16 protein-coding genes are annotated in these 19,093 nt (G+C 69.8%); 3 read left to right on the forward strand and 13 right to left on the reverse strand.

Annotated elements, in window-relative coordinates; all coding sequences use genetic code 11:
* Positions 1-145 precede the first annotated feature (145 nt).
* The 12 genes from leuD to VFF97_RS00300 all read right to left on the reverse strand — a co-directional run bounded on the left by leuD (position 146) and on the right by VFF97_RS00300 (position 12,647).
* Positions 146-661: a 3-isopropylmalate dehydratase small subunit gene (gene leuD / locus VFF97_RS00245; protein WP_325031483.1), complete on the reverse strand. Its 516-nt coding sequence runs from the start codon at positions 659-661 to the stop codon at positions 146-148.
* Positions 658-1,737, reverse strand: a complete 1,080-nt coding sequence (locus tag VFF97_RS00250; RefSeq protein ID WP_325031484.1) for an ornithine cyclodeaminase family protein — start codon at positions 1,735-1,737, stop codon at positions 658-660. The genes leuD and VFF97_RS00250 overlap by 4 nt, the downstream gene beginning before the upstream one ends.
* A 23-nt stretch (positions 1,738-1,760) precedes the next feature.
* Entirely contained in the window at positions 1,761-2,789 is a 1,029-nt protein-coding gene (locus VFF97_RS00255) for an aminopeptidase P family N-terminal domain-containing protein (protein WP_325031485.1), read from the reverse strand.
* A complete protein-coding gene (locus VFF97_RS00260; RefSeq protein ID WP_325031486.1) occupies positions 2,786-3,967 on the reverse strand; it encodes a Xaa-Pro peptidase family protein in 1,182 nt (393 codons plus the stop codon). The genes VFF97_RS00255 and VFF97_RS00260 overlap by 4 nt, the downstream gene beginning before the upstream one ends.
* Entirely contained in the window at positions 3,964-4,767 is an 804-nt protein-coding gene (locus VFF97_RS00265; protein WP_325031487.1) for an ABC transporter ATP-binding protein, read from the reverse strand. The genes VFF97_RS00260 and VFF97_RS00265 overlap by 4 nt, the downstream gene beginning before the upstream one ends.
* Position 4,768: 1 nt before the next feature.
* Positions 4,769-5,638, reverse strand: coding sequence for an ABC transporter permease (locus VFF97_RS00270; RefSeq protein ID WP_325031488.1), 870 nt, complete (start codon positions 5,636-5,638; stop codon positions 4,769-4,771).
* A gap of 79 nt (positions 5,639-5,717) precedes the next feature.
* Positions 5,718-6,770, reverse strand: a complete 1,053-nt coding sequence (locus VFF97_RS00275) for an ABC transporter substrate-binding protein (RefSeq protein ID WP_325031489.1) — start codon at positions 6,768-6,770, stop codon at positions 5,718-5,720.
* A gap of 346 nt (positions 6,771-7,116) precedes the next feature.
* Positions 7,117-7,641, reverse strand: coding sequence for a hypothetical protein (locus VFF97_RS00280; RefSeq protein ID WP_325031490.1), 525 nt, complete (start codon positions 7,639-7,641; stop codon positions 7,117-7,119).
* Positions 7,638-8,912, reverse strand: a complete 1,275-nt coding sequence (locus VFF97_RS00285) for an aconitase/3-isopropylmalate dehydratase large subunit family protein (RefSeq protein ID WP_325031511.1) — start codon at positions 8,910-8,912, stop codon at positions 7,638-7,640. The genes VFF97_RS00280 and VFF97_RS00285 overlap by 4 nt, the downstream gene beginning before the upstream one ends.
* A 34-nt stretch (positions 8,913-8,946) precedes the next feature.
* A complete protein-coding gene (locus VFF97_RS00290) occupies positions 8,947-9,438 on the reverse strand; it encodes a MarR family winged helix-turn-helix transcriptional regulator (RefSeq protein WP_325031491.1) in 492 nt (163 codons plus the stop codon).
* A gap of 51 nt (positions 9,439-9,489) precedes the next feature.
* Positions 9,490-11,241: a thiamine pyrophosphate-requiring protein gene (locus VFF97_RS00295; RefSeq protein ID WP_325031492.1), complete on the reverse strand. Its 1,752-nt coding sequence runs from the start codon at positions 11,239-11,241 to the stop codon at positions 9,490-9,492.
* Complete coding sequence (locus VFF97_RS00300; protein WP_325031493.1) at positions 11,238-12,647, reverse strand: aldehyde dehydrogenase family protein; 1,410 nt, start codon at positions 12,645-12,647, stop codon at positions 11,238-11,240. The genes VFF97_RS00295 and VFF97_RS00300 overlap by 4 nt, the downstream gene beginning before the upstream one ends.
* 84 nt (positions 12,648-12,731) lie before the next feature.
* Here VFF97_RS00300 and VFF97_RS00305 point away from each other — a divergent pair, with 84 nt between their 5' ends.
* Entirely contained in the window at positions 12,732-14,009 is a 1,278-nt protein-coding gene (locus tag VFF97_RS00305; RefSeq protein WP_325031494.1) for an MFS transporter, read from the forward strand.
* Positions 14,010-14,015: 6 nt separating this feature from the next.
* Here the strand turns inward: VFF97_RS00305 and VFF97_RS00310 are convergent, their stop codons facing one another.
* Positions 14,016-15,494, reverse strand: a complete 1,479-nt coding sequence (locus VFF97_RS00310; RefSeq protein ID WP_325031495.1) for a helix-turn-helix domain-containing protein — start codon at positions 15,492-15,494, stop codon at positions 14,016-14,018.
* Positions 15,495-15,727: 233 nt separating this feature from the next.
* On the opposite strand from VFF97_RS00310, the gene aceB reads away from it, so the two are divergent.
* On the forward strand, positions 15,728-17,428 hold the full coding sequence (gene aceB / locus VFF97_RS00315; RefSeq protein WP_325031496.1) for a malate synthase A: 1,701 nt from the start codon (positions 15,728-15,730) through the stop codon (positions 17,426-17,428).
* A 35-nt stretch (positions 17,429-17,463) separates the two neighbouring features.
* Entirely contained in the window at positions 17,464-19,059 is a 1,596-nt protein-coding gene (locus VFF97_RS00320; protein ID WP_325031497.1) for an isocitrate lyase, read from the forward strand.
* The last annotated feature ends 34 nt before the right edge of the window (positions 19,060-19,093 follow it).

A 19,093-nucleotide genomic window follows, 5' to 3' on the forward strand; every position in this document is an offset into this window, starting at 1 on the left:
CCCATGCGCTCCCACGTCTTGATGCAGCGCCAGGTCGCGGTGTGGCTCATGTAGAGGTCGGGGTAGGCGTCGACGATCTGACCGGGAGCCAGCCCCGTCTCCCCCGAGGCGCGCTCCAGCGCCTTGACGGCGAAAGTCTTGCCCATCAGCTCTTCTCCTTCGCGAACTTCTTCATGAGGTGCTCGATCAGGCCGCCGGCCTCGAGGATCTCGCGCAGCACCGGCGGGAACGGCGTGAACGGGAACGACTGGTCGCCGACCGTCACGGTGCCCGCCTCGTAGTCGACCCACACCTCGTCGCCCTCGGTGATCGCGTCGACCGCGGCGGGGCACTCGACGGCGACCAGACCCGTGTTGATCGCGTTGCGGAAGAACACGCGCGAGTACGAACGCGCGACGACCGCCTTCACGCCGACCCCGATGAGGCACGTCGACGCCTGCTCGCGGGCGCTGCCGCATCCGAAGTTGCGCCCTGCGACGACGACCCGGCTCTCCTTGAGCTTCGCCTGGACCTCGGGCCCGAGCGGCTCGAACGCGTGCGTGCCGAGCTCGATCGGGTCGATGCTCACGAGATAGCGGCCCGGGATGATGACGTCGGTGTTGATGTCGTCTCCGAAGACGATGCTCCTGCCGCCGAGGCGGTCCTTCGTGACGGCGCTCACGGCGTCGTGTCCTCGACGAACCACTCGGTCGGGATGACGTGACCGAGATCGCGCTCCTCCGCGAGCTCGAGGATCTTCGCCCCGACCGCCGCGAACTGGATGCCCATGCCGGTGTTGTTCGCGAAGATCGTGATCTCGTCCTCGCTCGACCGGGCGGGAGCGGGGTCGACCAGGATGTCGCCGAGCTCCTGGATGTCCTCCCACTTCTTCAGTCCCCGCTCGACCGGACCGAGGATGTCGAACTGCTTGTCGTGGTGCACCTGCTCACGGCTGAAGACCACGATGCGGCCCGCGCGGTCGAACGCCGTGTCGTCGAGCTCGCGGCGCGTCGCGGTGCCATCGGGGCTCGTGATGCACGACACGTGCGTGCCGGGCTCGATCCAGCTGCCGTCGAACACGGGGTCCATCGCCGCCGTCGCGGCCGTCACGATGCCGCATCCGACGACCGCCTGCTTCGGGTCGTCGACGGCGATCACGTTGCGGCCGGTCTTCTCGGCCCAGTCCGCCGCGAACTTCTCCCGCCGCTCGCGCGTGGGGCTGAACACGCGGATCTCCTCGATGTCGGGACGCACGAGCAGGAGCGTCTCGAGGTGCGCGGCGGCCTGCCATCCGGCGCCGAACATGCCGGCGACCGTCACGTCGTCGCGAGCCATCTCGCGGATGCCGAGAGCCGTCGTCGCGCCGACGCGGTACTTCTGGATCACGGAGTCGTGGATGATCGCGAGAGGTGCCAGCTCGGTGAGGCTGAACAGCGTCACGAGCCCGACGTAGTTGCCGCCGGGCGCGACCGGGAGCAAACGCCGCCGCTTCTCACCCGTGGGGAGCGTCTCGACGCCGACCATGTCGGACGTGATGCGCGTGCCCCACACGCCACTGGAGATGTTGCCGCCCTCCTGCGACTTGAAGCGGAACCGGAATCCCGGGTACCGCTCGTCCTCGACCGGGAAGTACGTGTGGTTGCGCGGGCGGTTGTGGCCGCGGTTCTGGGCGAGCTCGCGGTACGCGACCTCGAGGACATCGAGCACGTCCTGAGGACTCAGGAGCTGCTCGACGTCGGCGTTCGACAGGATTCTCATGGATCTCGCGTGTTCTCTCTCGTTCAGATGGTGAGTGGCTCGACGCCGTCGCGTGCGACGAGCACGGTGTCGGTGAGGACGCTGCGGATGCCGCGCGGGTCGACGACCTCGAGCACGACGGCGATGACCTCGCCTTCGGCCGGGCCCGTCTCGGGTGCGGGCTGGAGCTCTCCGCCGGTTGCGAAGTCGGCCTGGCTGATCCACCGCAGAGTCGACACGGAGCCCGGCGGCAGCGCGTCGAGCGCCGAAGCGGCGGATGCCTCGACCGCGCTCCACTCGACGCCGGGACGGACCGCCCCGAGCGCCGCACGCTGCGCGTCGGCGAGGGCGGGCAGCCACGGCTCGTCGCCGAACGTCCGCGCGATGAGCAGCCAGCCGTTCCGATACTGCCCCGCCGCCTCGAACGTGACGTGGCCATCGTCGTCGGCCATGCGGAACAGCAGGTCGGCGAAGCCGCCACGGCGCGCGATGTCCTCGATCGCCGCGATGCGGTCGCGCGCCCCGAGACCGTCCGCCGTCGCCGCCGCGAGAGCGTCGCGCAGGATGCCGGCACCCGTGCGCAGGAGCGAGAGCTCCGCCTCGGACGGCAGCGCCCTCCGGTCCCGCACGAGCGGACCGAGCAGCTTCGTGCGCCACTCCGGCACGGCGGCCTCGATCTCGCGCACGACGCCCGCCGGCCACAGTTCCGCGTCGACGAACCCGATCGTCCCGGCGGGCCGATCGGCGACGTGCGCCGAGACGAGGGCGCCGAAGGCGCGGCCGCTGCGGATGTCGCTGAGGTTCGACGTGCGCTGCATCCACGGGAACACGCGCTTCGACAGTTTCGTGAGCAGGGTCGCCTCGCCCTCGGCGGGCACCGCGAGCACACCCTCGTTCCAGTAGATGACGAGGTTCGTCAGGTAGCCGATGTCGTCGCCGCGCGAGACGTCGTTGTAGATGAGGGCGAGATCGACACCCTGAGCGCGCAGGTCCGCCTGCAGGGCCGCGATGCGACCGCTCCACTCGTCGACCGAGACCTCGTCATGGTCGAGCACCACGAGTCCGCGCTTCATCGCCGGCTCCTTTCGTCGGACGAGAAGAGTCGCCGTTCGGTCGAGACGAAGTACTCCGCACCCGTCGCGGTGACGACCACCTGGTCGCCGAACACGTGGTAGCCCGCGATCGGGGTGAACGTGTTGGGGTGGATGATGAACGTCGCGCCCTCGGGCAGCACGGTGTGGTTGCCCTCGATGATCGGCGTCTCGTCGAGGTGGAGGCCGACGCCGTGGCCGCGCACGCGCGTCCACTGGTCGGAGCAGTACTCCCCCAGTCCGTGCTTGCGGAACACGTCGTTCTCGGCTACGGCCACCTCGTGGGCGGTGACGCCCGGCTTGACGACCGCGAACCCGGCATCCGCGGCCTCGCGGAACAGCTCGAACGAGCGCTGCTGCTCGGCGGAGGGCGGGCCGACGGTGACCGACCGGCAGATCTGCAGCCAGTAGCCGCCCGTCTGCGGCGTGAGTTCGGTGCGGACCATGTCTCCCGGCTGGATGACCCGGCGGCTCGGCGGCGTCATGCCGAGAACCTCGTCCTTGCCCGAGGCGATGAGCATGAAGTTGTCCTCGGCCCCGAGGCGCTTGATCTCGGCCTCGACGCCGGCGACGATGTCGTACTCGGTGATGCCGGGCTCGAGCACCTCGACGAACGCGTTCCACGCGGCATCCGACACCGCGGCAGCCGTGCGCATGCGCTCGAGCTCCCACTCGCTCTTGACCATGCGCGCCTCGTCGAGGAGCTTGGTGGCCGAGACGAGCTCCACCCCCGGCATGCCCTCGCGGATCGCGCGGTCGAATCCGAGGGGCAGCAGCTCGAGGTGCCCGACGCCGATGCGGCGCAGGCCGAGATCGGCCACGGCGTCGACGAGCGCGTCCGCGCCGGGGAGCGCGATGAGGCGGGCGTCGTCGACCCAGCCGGTGCGCACGAGCGGCGCGAGGTCGCTCAGCCGCGTGGAGTACGCCGTGGCCGGGCCGTCGAGAGGCAGCAGCGCGAAGGTGGCCGTGCCTCCCACCGACGTGTCGGTGAGGTAGCGCACGTTCTCGCGGCGCCACGCGGGGGCGTAGGCGAGGATCGCGTCGAGCCCCTGGTCGGCCATCGCCGCACGCAGCTTCCGATGGCGCAGTGCGCGCTCCGCGGCATCCGCCGGTTCGAGCGTCGAGGTCGCACCGGGGGTGAGCGTCGTCACGTCCGTCATGCCACGGCCTCCTGCAGGCGGCGCTTCATCTCGGACTCGTCCTCCATGCGCATGAAGTCGGCCGTGATCGACTTCTCGAGCTCGAAGAGCGCGTCGTCCTCGGGCTTGCGCGGCTGGGGCACGTCGATCTCCATGTCGAGGAACGTCGTCGACGGGCGAGCCGTGATCACGAGCATGCGCGACGAGAGGAACACCGCCTCGCGGATGTTGTGTGTGACGAACAGGATCGTCCGGCCGGTGGTCGCCCACACGCGCACGAACTCCTGGCGGAGCTTGCGCGCCGTGATCTCGTCGAGCGCCGAGAAGGGCTCGTCGGCGAGCAGCAGGTCGGGCTCGATCGCGAGGCCGCGGGCGAGCGACACGCGCTGCTGCATGCCGCCCGAGAGCTGCAGCGGGTAGTACCCGCCGAACTCGCCGAGCCCTACCAGGTCGAGGTACTTCTCGACCCGCTCCTTGGCCTCGCGCTTGCCGACGCCGCGCTCGAGCAGGGGGACGAGCACGTTGTCGCTCACCGTGCGCCAGTTGAGCAGGCGCGGCTGCTGGAACACGACGCTCACCTTGACGTCGGACCGCGCCTTCGTGCTCACCTCTTTGCCGTTGAGGATGATCCGGCCGGAGGTCGCGTCGTCGAGGCCGTTGATGATGTTGAGCATCGTCGACTTGCCGCATCCGCTCGGTCCGAGGATGGACAGCAGCGCGCCTTCCTCGACGCTCACGTTCAGCCCGTCGATCACCTTGAGGGGCGTCTGCCCCGGCCGGCGGAACTCCTTGCGGAGGTTCTCGATCTCGAGGTACGCCATGTCAGGCCGCTCCTTCCAGCGCCGCCGCGTGCGGGCGCCAACGGGTCAGCCGCTTCTCGATCGGCTTGAGGATGAGGTTCTCGATCAGCAGCAGCGTGATCGTGAAGAGCAGGGTCCACGCGAGCACCTGCGTCATGTTGAAGTTGCCGAACCACCAATGGAGCATGTAGCCGACGCCGCTGGAGAGGCCGATGAGCTCGACGACGGTGACGATCTTCCACGAGATCGCGAGCGCGGTTCGCAGGGCCGCGAGCACGAAAGGCACGAGCTGCGGGATGACGACCTTCGTGAGCATCGAGCGCTGCGAGAAGCGGAACGCCTTGCCCATGTGCATGAGATCTCGGTCGATCGCCTTCGTCCCTTGCCAGATGTTGATGGCGATGGCGGGCGTCGCCGCGACGCCGACCGCGAGGATCGCCGCCGTGTCGTTGAGCCCGAACCACAGGATGAAGAGGATTCCGAAGACGACGGCGGGGATCGAGAAGCCCACGAGCACGACGTTGATCAGGAGGTCTTCGCCCCAGGCCGACAGGCCCATGATGAGGCCGATGACCAGGCCCATGATCATCGCGATCGTCATGCCGCCCAGGACGCGGCCCATCGTGACGGCGAGCTGGTAGTAGGTGTCGCCCTCGGTGAGGTTCTCGAGCATGGTCGAGAAGACGAGGAACGGACCGGGCAGGGTCTGCGGGCTCATGAAGAGCGACGCGAGCCACCAGATGACGATGATGCCGATGAGGGCGGAGAACCGCCGCAGCGGCCGTTTCCACGACTTGCGCCGCTTGATCGGGACGGGCTCTTCGATGCCCCGCACGACGTCCGTGTCGACGCGGATGCCCGAGTCGTCGGCGACTTCGGTGGAGGTGGACATGGGGTTGCCTTCCATATCGGTGTGGAGTGGTTCCGGTGGGGCTCGGCCCGGACCCGACGGCCCGGGCCGAGCGGACGGGTCAGTCCTCGGTGGCTACGAACTCGAGGCGGAACAGGCCGTCCGGCACCTCGGGGATGAAGTCCTCCTCGCCGAGGATCGGGATGAAGGACTCGAGCATCTTCGTGATGCCCTCGACCTGCATCTCGTCCCACTCGGTGCGGAAGTTCGCGCCGAGGAGGTCCTGCAGCGCCTGGGGGGCCTTCGGGTCGGTGAGGTCGAGCGCCTCGGCGTAGCGCTCCCACGCCTCGTCGTCGGCCTGGACGTACTCGACGCCGTCGCGCATCGCGTTCGAGAACGCGACGAGTTCGCTGCAGTGGTCTGCCGCGTAGCTGTCGGTGGAGACGATCCCGAGGTGGACGGGCGCGATGCCCGTCGCCTCGATGTACTCGCTCGAGAGGTCGCCGATCTGCTTGTACTTGCCCTCGAGCTGCGTGACGACCGTCGCGGTGGAGCCCAGGAGGACAGCGTCGAGCTCGCCCTGTCCGAGCAGGCCGGAGATCGCGGCATCCGGCGCCACGGCGAGCGAGGCGAGCTCGTCCTCGAGCTTGTCCATGCCGAACGCCTCGGATGCGATCGCCGACAGCACGACGAACGTCGCGCTGTTGTTCGCCGAGAACGAGCCGAAGCGTGCGCCCTCGAGGTCGCCGATGTCTTCGATGTCGGAGTCCTTCTGGACGAAGACGCCGTTCGACGGGCTGGCGAGCGCGCCGAACAGGAAGACGTCGAGGCCCTTCGAGCGGGCCTGGGCCATCGTGGTGACCCCGCCGAAGCCGATGTCGACGGCCTTCTGCGTGACCGCCTGGGCCGACGCGGGCGGGTTCTCGAAGCTCTTGATCTCGAGGTCGAGGTTGTACTTCTTGTCGAACTCCTGTTCCTCGATCGCCTGGGTCACGAGGTCCTGAGCGCCGGGGTTCACCCCGAGCGTGACCTTCGTGAGCTCGGTGAGGGGGCCGCACTCGTCGGCTCCCCCGTCGGACGGACCGGCTTGGGGTTGCTGCTGGCTGGCGCAGGAGGCGAGGGCGATCGTGCCGGCCACGACCATCGCGAGGGCGATACCTCTCTTTGCACGCATAACTGGCCTCTTTCTCTTCGTCGAGGTCGGGGCTCTGCTTCGAGTCCCGGCCGGGGCTGCGTTCTTCGGGCAATCGGTGCGTTCCTCACCCGCCGGACGGGGTACGACCGCCGGGTGGTGTACCGGGGCCTCGACGTGCGTCCGACCTGTGGGCCGAGCCCATTAGTACGGGCCCCTAAGTACCTGCCCGACGATACCGTTAGGGCCCCTAACTAGTCAAGGGATCCGGATGCGTCGGGCCCGCTGTCCGGGAAACGCCCACTCCACCAGAGATGCGAGCAGCCGAGGACGGTGCGTTCCGATGGTCGGAAACACCCGACAGCGTGGCCCGACGGATGCCTCGAGGTCAGTCGGCGGGCGCGAGATAGCCGTCGCGCCGGAGCAGCGCGTGGACGCCGCCCGCCGCGATCGTGTCGAGCAGCATGGTCGGGAGCGGAGTCGCCTCCGCGGTGGCGCCGGTCGTCAGATTCGCCACCGTCCCCCGCGCGACGCGGACCTCGAGATCATCGCCCTCGGCGACGACGTCGAGCACGCCCGGGCACTCGAGCACGGGCACGGCGTACGCGACGGCGTTGCGCAGGAAGATGTCGCCGAGCGACTCCGCGACGACCGCGGCGATGCCTGTGCGCGCGAGCACGAGCGGGGCGGGCCGGCTCGAGCCGCATCCGAATCGGCGCCCCGCGATCAGGATGTCGCCTGCCCGCACCGTCGCCGCCCACCCGGGGCGGATCGAGTCGAGCACGAGCGCGGACTGCTCCTCGGGCGGCAGCTCGAATCCCCGGCGCGGCATGATCTGGTCGGTGTTGATGTCGTCTTCGGCGAACACCCGCGCGCGGCCGGTGAACACCCACTCCTCTGCCGTCCCGGTCATACGAGCGGCCGTTCGACGAGATGCGGCATCGGATCGGCGATGACGCCTTCGATCGCGGATGCCGCGACCGTCGCCGTGGAGGCGAGGTAGATCTCGGCGTCGGCGCTGCCCATGCGTCCGCGGAAGTTGCGCGTGCTCGACGTGATGCACACCTCGCCGGGTGCGAGCACGCCCAGGTGCCCGCCCGCGCACGCACCGCACGTGGAATTCGTGACGACGGCTCCGGCCTCGGTGAGCGTCTCGATGTAGCCCGCGCGTAATGCCTCGAGGTACACCGCCTGGGATCCGGGCGTCACGATGAGGCGCACGCCGTCGGCGACGCGCCGCCCCTCGAGCAGCCGCGCCGCGATGCGCAGGTCGGACAGCTTGCCGTTCGCGCACGAGCCGATGAACGCCTGGTCGATCCGGATGCCGTCGGCCGCGACCGCCGCCGCGCTGCGGACGTTCCCGTTGATGCGGTGCGGGAGCGCGATGCGCGGCTTCACGTCGGCCAGGTCGACGACGTGGACGGCGGCGTACTCGGCATCCGCATCCGGCTCGACCGGTTCGTACGCCGCATCGGTGACCGCCGCGATGTGCTCCCGCAGGAGCGCGTCGACGGGCATCATGACGAAGTTGGCGTTGAGCTCGGTGCACATCGTCGCGAGCGTCGCGCGGTCGTCGAGCGGCATGGTCTCGAGGCCCGGTCCTCCGAACTCGATGTCGTGGCCCTCCTGGCTCCCGTAGAGCTGGGACAGGTGGAGGAACACGTCCTTGCCGTACACGCCGAACGGGAGCTCGCCCTCGAGCACGAACCGCACCGTCGGCGACGCCCGGTACCACGTGCGCCCCGTGGCGGCGAGTTGGAGGATGTCGGCGAGCCCGAGCCCGCGGGCGGCGCAGTTGAGCACGCCGGCGGCGCTCGTGTGCGAGTCGTTCGACGCGACGAGCTGACCGGGCAGCGCGAGGCAGCGCTCGAAGATGAGCTGGTGCTCGATGCCCCCGCCGCCGACGTCGGCGACCTCGCGGAAACCGAGGCGCCGCGCGTGCTCGCGGGCGCGGCGCTGCGCACGCGCGTACCGCTCGTTGGGCGCCGGCACGCCGTGGTCCATCAGCACGACGATCCGGTCGGGATGCGCGACGCGCAGCAGGTCGGTCGGGAGCGTGTCGGGGGTGTCGCTGAAGACCGTGTCGGCGAGGACGATCAGATCGACGTCGGTCACGACGATGTCGCCCGGCCGGACGACCGCGCGGCCGCTGCGGCGCGCGAGGACCTTCTCGGCCATCGTCATGCCCACAGCGGCGCCTCCTCGGCTGTCGTGACGGCTAGCGCGCCTGGACGTTCTGCACGAAGTACGTGGTCGCGGCCCCGTACACCACGCGCAGGGAGTCCTGGAGGTCGGCGCGACGATCCGGCGCGAGCTCTGCGAGCAGGGCCGACGTGAAGTCCTTCAGCGCGGCCTCGCCGGCGGCCGCGGCTTCGCGCCCGGCATCCGTCACATGCAGGACGATCGCGCGCCGGTCGGACTCGCTCGCCGTCGTCGTCATGAGGCCGCGCTTGACGAGCCCGTCGACATTCTCGGAGACGGTCGGAAGCGAGAGGTTGCCTCGTTTGGCGAGCTGGCTGAGCGACGTGTACCCGCCGATCACGCGCGACAGCGTGCGGTACTGGCGGAAGGTCAGCGGAACGGGCAAGGATGCGAGGAGCATCTGGCTCGTGCGGTTGAGGCGCGCGGCCACGCTGATGAGGAGCTCGTGGTCCTCTTCGATGCGATCAGCGGCAAGTACCGGCGCGGCCTCCGACACGATCGTCTCCATTTCCTTAGGTGACCTAACTACTTCCAGATTACGGCTGCCTGTGATCGCGCGTCAAGCCGAGCGGCCGCGCGCCGCGGGCTTGTCGGCGCACTGATCGCTGATCGGCGCGAGCCGCGCCGAGATCACCGCCGCGCGGCCCGACGCGACGGCGTCGAGGCCGAGCCGCAGCTGCTCCTCGAGCTCGGCCGCCGTCGACGCCGTGGCGGCGTAGGCGCCGCCGGCCGCGGCCGCGACACCGGGCAGGTCCGCCTCCTGCGCGAGATTGACCCAGAACCGGTCGCCCGACGCGGCGGGACCTTCCGGATGCTGGCGGATCACGTTCTGCTTCGTCGCGTTCCAGCCCCCGTTGTCGAGGATCACCGTGAGGAACGGCGCGCCGTAGCGGTGCGCCATCCAGTGCGACGACGACGGCTCGCTGAGGAAGTACGACCCGTCCCCCACGATCGACACGACGGTCGCGTCAGGCTGCGCGAGCTTGATGCCCACCGCCGCCGCGCTGCTCCACCCGAGCGACGACCCGCCGCTCGCGAACCGCGTTCCGGGACGCGAGCGCAGCAGGTGGCGGAACACCGCCTCGGCGTTGCTGATCGCCTCGTTGAGCACGATCGTCGAGGGGTCGAGCGCACGCTCGAGCGCCGCGCACACGAGCGGCACCGTGAGTCGCCCGTCACCGCCCTCGCGCTCGCCGCGCCACCGGTCGCGCTGCGCCGCATGCTCCGCCGCGAGTCGCGCGCGGCGGCTCTCGGCGTCTCCGCGGTCGGCGAGGTGCCGCGCCGCATCTCGCAGCTGCCGCAGCGCGACGGGCGAGTCAGTGCGCGCGAACGCCTCCGCCTCGAGGTACCACAGCGGCGTGCGCTCGTTCAGCGGATCGGCGCCGAGCACGAAGATCCGCGCGTCGTCGCGGGGCGTGGCGCGCGCCGGCATCCACGGCGCATACGAGTCGACCACGATGACGACGTCCGCGCGCGACAGCAGCGGGTCGGCCATGAAGCCCACATGCAGCTCGTGATCCGCCGGGAAGCTCAACACGTCGGGCACGGCCTCGACCACGCCGATGCCCAGCGTCTCGGCGAGCTCGACGAGCACCTCGACGGAGTCGGGGTCGCGCCCGAGCGACGACGTCACGAGCAGGGGGAACTCCGCCCCCGCGACCGCCGCCAGGATCGCGTCGACGAGCGACGACGGCAGCGGGGCCGGCTCGATCGCGCGCCACCGCTGCGCGTCGACCTCGCGACCGGACGAGACGGATGCCAAAACCTCCCGTGCCCCGGTGAGGTAGACCGGCCCCTGGGGGGAGCTCTCGGCGAGCTGCAGTGCACGCGAGACGAGCTGGCGCGCGTTGGCGCCCGTGCGCAGGTCATAGCTCCACTTGACGTAGGGACGGACGATGCCGTGCTGATCGGGGATGTCCTGGAGGTGGTTCGGGTACGAGTTGCGGGTGCCCGGGTGCTCGCCCTCCATCGTGTAGGGCGTGAGCCCTGCGAACAGCAGCACGGGGACGCGTGCGCGGGCGGCGTTGTGCACGGCGCCCCCGAGGTTCGCCGTGCCGACGTCGACGTGCACGAACACCGCCTGCGCACGGCCGCGCACGAGCGCGTACCCGTGCGCCGCCGCGAGCGCGCTCGCCTCATGGGGTGCGAGGACGACTGCAGGCACCCTCGCGCCCTGCTCGTGCAGTTCGGCGAGTGCGTCGATGAGGGCGGTGTGGTCGCTTCCGAGGTTGCCGAAGATCACCTCGACGCCATAGGCCGCGAGGCCCTCGATGAGCGCGCGTGCGGCGGTCTCGCCCGCCCCGCCCGTCATCGCGCGGCCTCCGCGACCTGGATCCCGTGGAACTGGAGGTACTCGTCGATGCCCGCGGATGCCCCCTCCCACCCGACCCCGCTGCGCTTGACGCCACCGAACGGAAGCGCGCGGCGCCCCGCGGGACTGAGGGCGTGCTCGTTGACGAACGTGATGCCCGCCTCGAGCCGCTCAGCGACCTCGCGGGCGCGGTCGAGATCGGCCGACCAGATCGACGAGCAGAGACCGTACTCGGTGCCGTTCGCGTGGGCGACCGCATCCGTCTCGTCGTCGTAGGCGACGATAGGCAGGATCGGGCCGAACTGCTCCGCCATCACGATCTCGTCGTGCGGGTCCGCGTCGCGCACGAGCGAGGGCTGCACGTACCACCCGCGCTCCCACCCGCCCGGGTCGAGGCGGACACCGCCCGTCTCGACGCGCGCTCCCCGCGCGCGGAGACCGTCGTGGAGGCGGCGCACGCGCTCGAACTGCCCCTCGTTGTTGACCGGGCCCATCGTCGCGTCCGGGTCGAGGCCGTGGCCGACGACGAACCGGTCCATCGCGGCGAACGCCGCGTCGGAGAAGTCGTCCAGCAGCCGGCGGGGCACGTACACGCGCTTGATCGCGTAGCAGACCTGGCCGGACCGGCGGAACGCGTGCGACACGATCGCCTCCGCAGCGCCCTCCACGTCCGCGTCGTCGAGCACGATCGCGGGGTCGTTGCCGCCGAGTTCGAAGTGGACCCGCGTGAAGCTTTCCGCCGCGAGCGCCATGATCTGCCGCGCGACCGCTTCGCCGCCCGTGAACGAGACCTTGCGCACAGCAGGGTGTGCCACCAGCGCGGATCCGACCTCGCCCCCGCCGTTGACGACCGAGAGGACGCCCTCGGGGAGATGCGCCGCGATGCGTTGGAGGATGCGCGTCACGGCGAGCGGCGCGTTCGGCGACGGCTTGACGATCACGGTGTTGCCCGCGATGAGCGCCGGACCCACCTTCTGCAGCGCGAGCACGACGGGCGCGTTCCACGGCACGATGCACGCGACGACCCCGTACGGGCGCCGCCGCAGCGAGACCGTCGCCTCTTCGACGACGGGTTGGGCGAGCGCCTCGAGGCCGAGGTCGACGGCCATGCGCAGCAGGTGCGGCACGAGCGACACCTCGCGCTGCGACACCGCGAGCACCGACCCGTTCTCGCGCGTGAGCAGCTCGGCGAGCGCATCGTCGACCGCGTCGAAGTCCCGGGCCGCGGCGAGGAGGGCCTCCGCCCGGGCATCCGGGCCCTGCCGCGCCCACGCGGCGGCCGCCGCATCCGCTTCTCGCACGACCCGGTCGATGTCTTCGGGCGAGGCGACCGCGACCTCGCCGACCACCTCGTCGAACCGTCCGGGATCTGGGACCGCCAGCTGTGCCACGCGCGTCATCGTCATGCGACCTCCTCGAATTTCATAAGGTACCCTAATCATCGTGCGAGGGAACGGTCGACCACGGATGCGTGTGGAAGGCCCGATCGCATGAGCAGCCCGTTCCGCTCGCTGAAGGTGTTCAACTACCGCCTGTGGTTCGCGGGCGCGACGGTGTCGAACGTCGGCACGTGGATGCAGCGCACCGCGCAGGACTGGGTCGTCCTGACCGAGCTCACCGACCATGACGCTGTCGCCGTCGGGATCACGACCGCGCTGCAGTTCGGCCCGGTGCTGCTGCTCACCCCCCTGACAGGTCTGGCCGCCGACGTGTTCGACCGGCGGCGGCTGCTGCTCGCCACCCAGACCGCGATGGCGGTGATCGGCGCGGTGTTCGCGGCGCTTGTCCTCACCGGGGCCGTCGAGCTGTGGATGGTCTACGGTCTCGCGGTCGCGCTCGGCGTCGCGAGCGCCTTCGACGGACCCGCACGGCAGGCGTTCGTGTCGGAGCTCGTGCCGACGTCGCTCATCTCGAACGCGGTCGGTCTCAACGCGACCTCGTTCACCGTCGCGCGTCTCGCGGGACCCGCGCTCGCGGGCCTGCTCACCGCCGCGATCGGGGCGGGCTGGGTGCTCCTCATCAACGCGGTGACCTTCGCCGCGACGATCACGGGCCTGCTCGCGATGCGCCCCGCCGAGCTGCACCGGCAGCCCCGGTCGCCACGGGCGCCGGGACGACTCCGCGCGGGGCTGCTCTATGTGAGTTCGCGCGGCGACCTCGCGGTGGTCGTCGCGAGCGCGCTCGTGTTCGGCGCGATCGGCACCAATCTGCCGATCATCGTCGCGACGATGTCGACCGTGGAGTTCGGACTCGGCCCGACCGAGTTCGGCGTTCTGTCGTCGGTCGTCGCGATCGGGAGCGTGATCGGGGCGATCGCCGGCGCCCGACGCGAACGGGCGCGCCTTTCGGCGATCGCGCTCTCGGCGCTCGTGTTCGGACTCGGCGCGATCGGCGGTGCGCTGAGCCCGGGCGCGTGGGTCTTCGGCGCGTTCCTCGTCGTGCTGGGCTTCACCTCGCTCGTGATCATGAACACCACGAACGCCTACCTGCAGGCGGCGACGCCGCCCGAGCTCCGCGGCCGGGTCATGGCGCTCTACATCGCCTTCGTCATCGGTGGGCCGACCATCGGGGCACCCGTGATCGGGTTCATCGCCACGGCGGCCGGCCCGCGCTGGGCGACGGCGGCGTGCGCGCTCGGCGGGCTCGTCCCCGCGCTGCTGTTCGCGCTGTGGTGGGTACGAGCCTCACGACTGAGGGTCGCATGGGACCGCGGCGCGCGGTTCAAGGTGCGAGTCAGCACAGCGCCCATGGCGAACGCTCGACGGTAGCCCCGCTCAGCGCGGCGCGTGCGCCTCGAGGAACTCGTACACGTCGGTCGAGTCGACGCCCGGGAACGCGCCCGTCGGCAGCGTCGCGAGCAGGGTGCGCGGCGTGCGCACGTTCGGCCACGAGTGGTCGCGCCACGCGGCCTCGAGCTCGGCCGGCGCGCGGCGGCAGCACGCCTCGACCGAGTGCTTCGACACTCCGCGGTTCGTCGTGTCGCGCCCGAGGAACCACTTCGTGTCGTCGAAGCGCACGCCGACCGACACCGAGTGAGCGCCCTCGCTCGAGTGCTCCACGCGCGCCGTGCACCAGTACGTGCCGTTGCCGGTGTCGGTGTACTGGTAGTACGGGTTGAAGTGGTCCTCGATGTCGAAGACCACGCGCGAGGTCCACCGGCGGCAGCACATCTGCCCCTCGATCGCCCCGAGCCGGTCGGTCGGGAAGTTGACGTCGTCGTTCTCGTAGGCCTTCGTGATCGTGCCCGACTCGTGCACCTTGAGGAAGTGCACGGGGATGCCGAGGTGCACCGTCGCGAGGTTCGTGAAGCGGTGCGCCGCGGTCTCGTACGACACCGAGTACGCGTCGCGCAGATCCTCGATCGAGATCGCGCGGTCCTTCTTCGCCTCCTGCAGGAACGGCACCGCGTGCGCCTCGGGGATGAGCAGGGCGCCTGTGAGGTAGTTCGTCTCGACGCGCTGCCGCAGGAACTCGGCGTAGCTCTTCGGCTCGCGGTGCCCCAGGATGCGGCTCGACAGCGCCTGCAGCACCGCCGTGCGTGGGTCGCCCTTCGCGGCGTGACGGCTCGAGAGGTACAGGCGGCCGTTCTTGATGTCGGCGACCGAGCGGGTGGTCTGCGGCAGGTCGGGCACGTAGTGAAGGGTGAACCCGAGATGGGCGGCGATGTCGGATGCCGTGCGCTGCGTGAGCGGGCCGCCGGGGTGGTCGACCGCGCGGAGGATCCTCCGCGCCTGCTCTTCGAGCTCGCCGAAGTAGTTGTTCTGCGTGCGCATGAGCTTGCGCAGCGCGACGTTGGCGCGACGGGCCTCTTCGGGTGTCGCGGCGCGCTCGTCGTGGAGCCGCTCGATCTCGCCGTGGAGAGCGAGCATCGCCTTGAGCGCGTCGGTCGGCAGGGACTTCGCGACGCGGAACGGGGCGATGCCGAGCGATCGGAACGTCGGCCCGCGCATCGCCCGTTCGAGGGCGATCTCGAGCGTCGAGCGTTCATCGAGCGGCTCCGCCTCGAGCAGCGCGTCGAGGGTCGTGCCGAGCGCCCGTGCGATGGTCCGCAGCATCGTGAGCTTGGCCTCACGCCGGCCGTTCTCGATCATCGACAGCTGGCTGGGCGCGCGGTCGACGGCGGCGGCGAGCTCTTCGAGGGTCATGCCCCGGTCGGTGCGCAGTTGACGGATGCGACGGCCGATGGTCAGCGCGTCCACCTCTCCATCGTCGGAGAAGTCCGTCAGCGGATCTGTCGTCGCGAGCGTCGTCATCCCGCGATTCTGTCACGAAAACAGAAATACGCCGAAACTTCTCCCCTCGAAATGGCATTCGGCGGGGTCGAACTTCACGGAAAGTGGTCTCACGACCTTCCGCCGGTCGATCCAGAACGCGGATGACCGGATGCCCCCACCAGGCGCACACACGCCGGGCGGAGCATCCGTCGACAGTCTCAACACACCGCACACAGGAAGACAGGCCCATGACACCTTCGACCATCGCCCCGATGCGCACGCGCACCGGCCCCATCGCCGCGCAGACCCACGAGCCGTCGATCGAGATCGCGGGACGGATCGCACCGCGCTACGACGAGATCCTCACGCCCGACGCGATCGAGTTCCTCGCCGCGCTGCACGACCGCTTCGGCACCCGGCGCCACGACCGGCTCGCCGACCGCATGCGGCGTCGCTTCGAGATCGGCAACGGCCACGACCCGCAGTTCCGCGACGACACACGGCACATCCGCGAGGACGTGGAGTGGCAGGTGGCCGGCGCCGGGCCGGGGCTCGAGGACCGCCGCGTCGAGATCACCGGCCCGACCGACCCGAAGATGACGATCAATGCGCTGAACTCCGGCGCGAAGGTGTGGCTCGCCGACCAGGAGGACGCCACGAGCCCGACGTGGAAGAACGTCATCGAGGGACAGCTGTCGCTGCGCGACGCGATCCGGGGCGAATTGACCTACACGAGCCCCGAGGGCAAGCGGTACGAGGTCACGGCCACCGAGACGCCGACCATCGTGATGCGCCCGCGCGGGTGGCACCTCACCGAGAACCACATCCGCTTCACCGACCGCTTCGGCCGCACGATGGCGTCGTCGGGCTCGCTCGTCGACTTCGGCCTGTACTTCTTCCACAACGCGAAGCAGCTCATCGCGAACGGTCGCGGCCCGTACTTCTATCTGCCCAAGCTCGAGTCGAGCGAAGAGGCGAAGCTGTGGGACGACGTCTTCTCGTTCAGCGAGCAGTACATCGGCATCCCGTACGGCACCATCCGCGCGACGGTGCTCATCGAGACGCTGCCCGCCGCGTTCGAGATGGAGGAGATCCTCTTCGCGCTGCGCGACCACTGCGCGGGCCTGAACGCCGGCCGCTGGGACTACATCTTCTCGATCATCAAGAACTACCGCGGCCGCGGCGCCCGGTTCGTGCTGCCGGACCGCAGCGAGGTCACGATGACCGTGCCGTTCATGCGCGCCTACACCGAGCTGCTCGTCAAGACGTGCCACAAGCGCGGCGCCTTCGCGATCGGCGGTATGAGCGCCTTCATCCCGAACCGCCGCGACCCCGAGGTGACCGAGCGCGCGTTCGAGAAGGTCGCCGCCGACAAGAAGCGCGAGGCGGGCGACGGCTTCGACGGCACGTGGGTCGCACACCCCGACCTCATTCCGGTGGCGCGCGCCGAATTCGACGCGGTGCTGGGCGACCGCCCCAACCAGCTCGACCGGCAGCGTCCCGACGTCGATGTGAAGGCGGCCGACCTCATCGATGTTCACATCGGCCGGCCCATCACGGCCGCGGGCGTGCACGGCAACGTCTCGGTCGCGATCCGCTACATCGAGGCGTGGCTCCGGGGCCTCGGCGCCGTGGCGATCGACAACCTCATGGAGGACGCGGCGACCGCCGAGATCTCGCGCTCCCAGGTGTGGCAGTGGATCCACCAGGACCGCACCACCGAGGACGGCACCCGCATCACCCGTGAGTACGTCGAAGGCCTCATCGCGCAGGTGCTCGACGAGGTGAGGCGCCCTTCGACAGGCTCAGGGACCGGCTCGACAGGCTCAGGGACCGACTCGACAGGCTCAGGGAGCGACGGCGACCGGTTCGACGACGCCGCCGAGGTGTTCCGCGAGGTCGCGCTCGGGTCGGATTTCCCGGCGTTCCTGACCCTGCCCGCCTATTCGCGCTTCCTCGTCGAGACCGACTGACACCCACCCTGCGACACCACGACAAGGACGACGACATGACCACTTACACGGACGACATCCAGGGCACGCAGACCCTCAAGGAGCAGCACGGCTCGACGTGGGACGCGATCAACCCCGAGTACGTCGCGCGGATGCGGGCGCAGAACCGCTTCCGCACGGGGCTCGACATCGCCCGCTACACCGCCGACATCATGCGGCGCGACATGGCGGAGTACGACGCCGATCCGTCGCAGTACACGCAGTCGCTCGGCGTCTGGCACGGCTTCATCGGGCAGCAGAAGCTCATCTCGATCAAGAAGCACCTGAAGAGCACGAAGAAGCGATACCTGTACCTCTCGGGCTGGATGGTCGCCGCCCTCCGCTCGGAGTTCGGCCCGCTCCCCGACCAGTCGATGCACGAGAAGACGGCGGTGCCGGCGCTCATCGAGGAGCTGTACACGTTCCTCCGTCAGGCCGACGCGCGTGAGCTCGACCTGCTGTTCACCCAGCTCGACCGGGCACGCGCCGCCGGCGACGAGACCGCGGTCGAGTTCATCCAGTCGCAGATCGACAACCACGAGACGCACGTCGTGCCGATCATCGCGGACATCGACGCGGGCTTCGGCAACCCGGAGGCGACGTACCTCCTCGCGAAGAAGATGATCGAGGCGGGCGCGTGCGCCATCCAGATCGAGAACCAGGTCTCGGACGAGAAGCAGTGCGGCCACCAGGACGGCAAGGTCACCGTCCCGCACGCGGACTTCATCGCGAAGATCAACGCGGTGCGCTACGCGTTCCTCGAGCTCGGCGTCGACAACGGCATCATCGTCGCCCGCACCGACTCGCTCGGTGCGGGCCTCACGCAGAAGCTCGCCGTCTCGAACGAGCCCGGCGACCTGGGCGACCGGTACAACTCGTTCCTCGACGTCGAGGAGATCACCGAGGCGGAGCTCGACGACGGCGATGTCGTCATCCGCCGCGAGGGCAAGCTCCTGCGCCCGAAGCGGCTGGCCAGCAACCTGTACCGGTTCCGCCCCGGCACCGGCGAGGACCGCGTCGTGCTCGACTGCATCACGTCGCTGCAGAACGGCGCCGATCTGCTGTGGATCGAGACCGAGAAGCCGCACATCGAGCAGATCGCGGGCATGGTCGACCGCATCCGCGAAGTCGTGCCCGACGCGAAGCTCGTCTACAACAACAGCCCCTCGTTCAACTGGACGCTCAACTTCCGCCAGCAGGCGTACGACCTGCTCGAGGCGGAGGGACACGACGTGTCGGTCTACGACCGCGGCAACCTCATGAGCTCGGATTACGACGACACCGACCTCGCTCGGCTCGCCGATGAGAAGATCCGCACGTTCCAGCGCGACGGCTCGGCCCGGGCCGGGATCTTCCACCACCTCATCACGCTGCCGACCTACCACACGGCGGCCCTGTCGACGGATGACCTCGCCAAGGGCTACTTCGGCGACGAGGGCATGCTCGCGTACGTGCGCGGCGTGCAGCGCCGCGAGATCCGCGAAGGCATCGCGACCGTCAAGCACCAGAACATGGCGGGCAGCGACATCGGCGACAACCACAAGGAGTACTTCGCCGGAGAGGCGGCGCTCAAGGCCGGCGGCAAGAACAACACGATGAACCAGTTCAGCTGAGCACGCTGCGATCCCGCTCCTCGCTCAGCGGCCG

This window comes from Microbacterium sp. (genome assembly GCF_035687345.1).
In the GTDB taxonomy this organism is placed as follows: domain Bacteria; phylum Actinomycetota; class Actinomycetes; order Actinomycetales; family Microbacteriaceae; genus Microbacterium.

Coding starts and splice junctions, on each gene's coding strand:
- VFF97_RS00250 (WP_325031484.1), bottom strand. CDS start 1,737: ATGAGAATCCTGTCGAACGCCGACGTCGAGCAGCTCCTGAGTCCTCAG.
- VFF97_RS00255 (WP_325031485.1), bottom strand. CDS start 2,789: ATGAAGCGCGGACTCGTGGTGCTCGACCATGACGAGGTCTCGGTCGAC.
- VFF97_RS00260 (WP_325031486.1), bottom strand. CDS start 3,967: ATGACGGACGTGACGACGCTCACCCCCGGTGCGACCTCGACGCTCGAA.
- VFF97_RS00265 (WP_325031487.1), bottom strand. CDS start 4,767: ATGGCGTACCTCGAGATCGAGAACCTCCGCAAGGAGTTCCGCCGGCCG.
- VFF97_RS00270 (WP_325031488.1), bottom strand. CDS start 5,638: ATGTCCACCTCCACCGAAGTCGCCGACGACTCGGGCATCCGCGTCGAC.
- VFF97_RS00275 (WP_325031489.1), bottom strand. CDS start 6,770: ATGCGTGCAAAGAGAGGTATCGCCCTCGCGATGGTCGTGGCCGGCACG.
- VFF97_RS00280 (WP_325031490.1), bottom strand. CDS start 7,641: ATGACCGGGACGGCAGAGGAGTGGGTGTTCACCGGCCGCGCGCGGGTG.
- VFF97_RS00285 (WP_325031511.1), bottom strand. CDS start 8,912: ATGACGATGGCCGAGAAGGTCCTCGCGCGCCGCAGCGGCCGCGCGGTC.
- VFF97_RS00290 (WP_325031491.1), bottom strand. CDS start 9,438: ATGGAGACGATCGTGTCGGAGGCCGCGCCGGTACTTGCCGCTGATCGC.
- VFF97_RS00295 (WP_325031492.1), bottom strand. CDS start 11,241: ATGACGGGCGGGGCGGGCGAGACCGCCGCACGCGCGCTCATCGAGGGC.
- VFF97_RS00300 (WP_325031493.1), bottom strand. CDS start 12,647: ATGACGATGACGCGCGTGGCACAGCTGGCGGTCCCAGATCCCGGACGG.
- VFF97_RS00305 (WP_325031494.1), top strand. CDS start 12,732: ATGAGCAGCCCGTTCCGCTCGCTGAAGGTGTTCAACTACCGCCTGTGG.
- VFF97_RS00310 (WP_325031495.1), bottom strand. CDS start 15,494: ATGACGACGCTCGCGACGACAGATCCGCTGACGGACTTCTCCGACGAT.
- aceB (WP_325031496.1), top strand. CDS start 15,728: ATGCGCACGCGCACCGGCCCCATCGCCGCGCAGACCCACGAGCCGTCG.
- VFF97_RS00320 (WP_325031497.1), top strand. CDS start 17,464: ATGACCACTTACACGGACGACATCCAGGGCACGCAGACCCTCAAGGAG.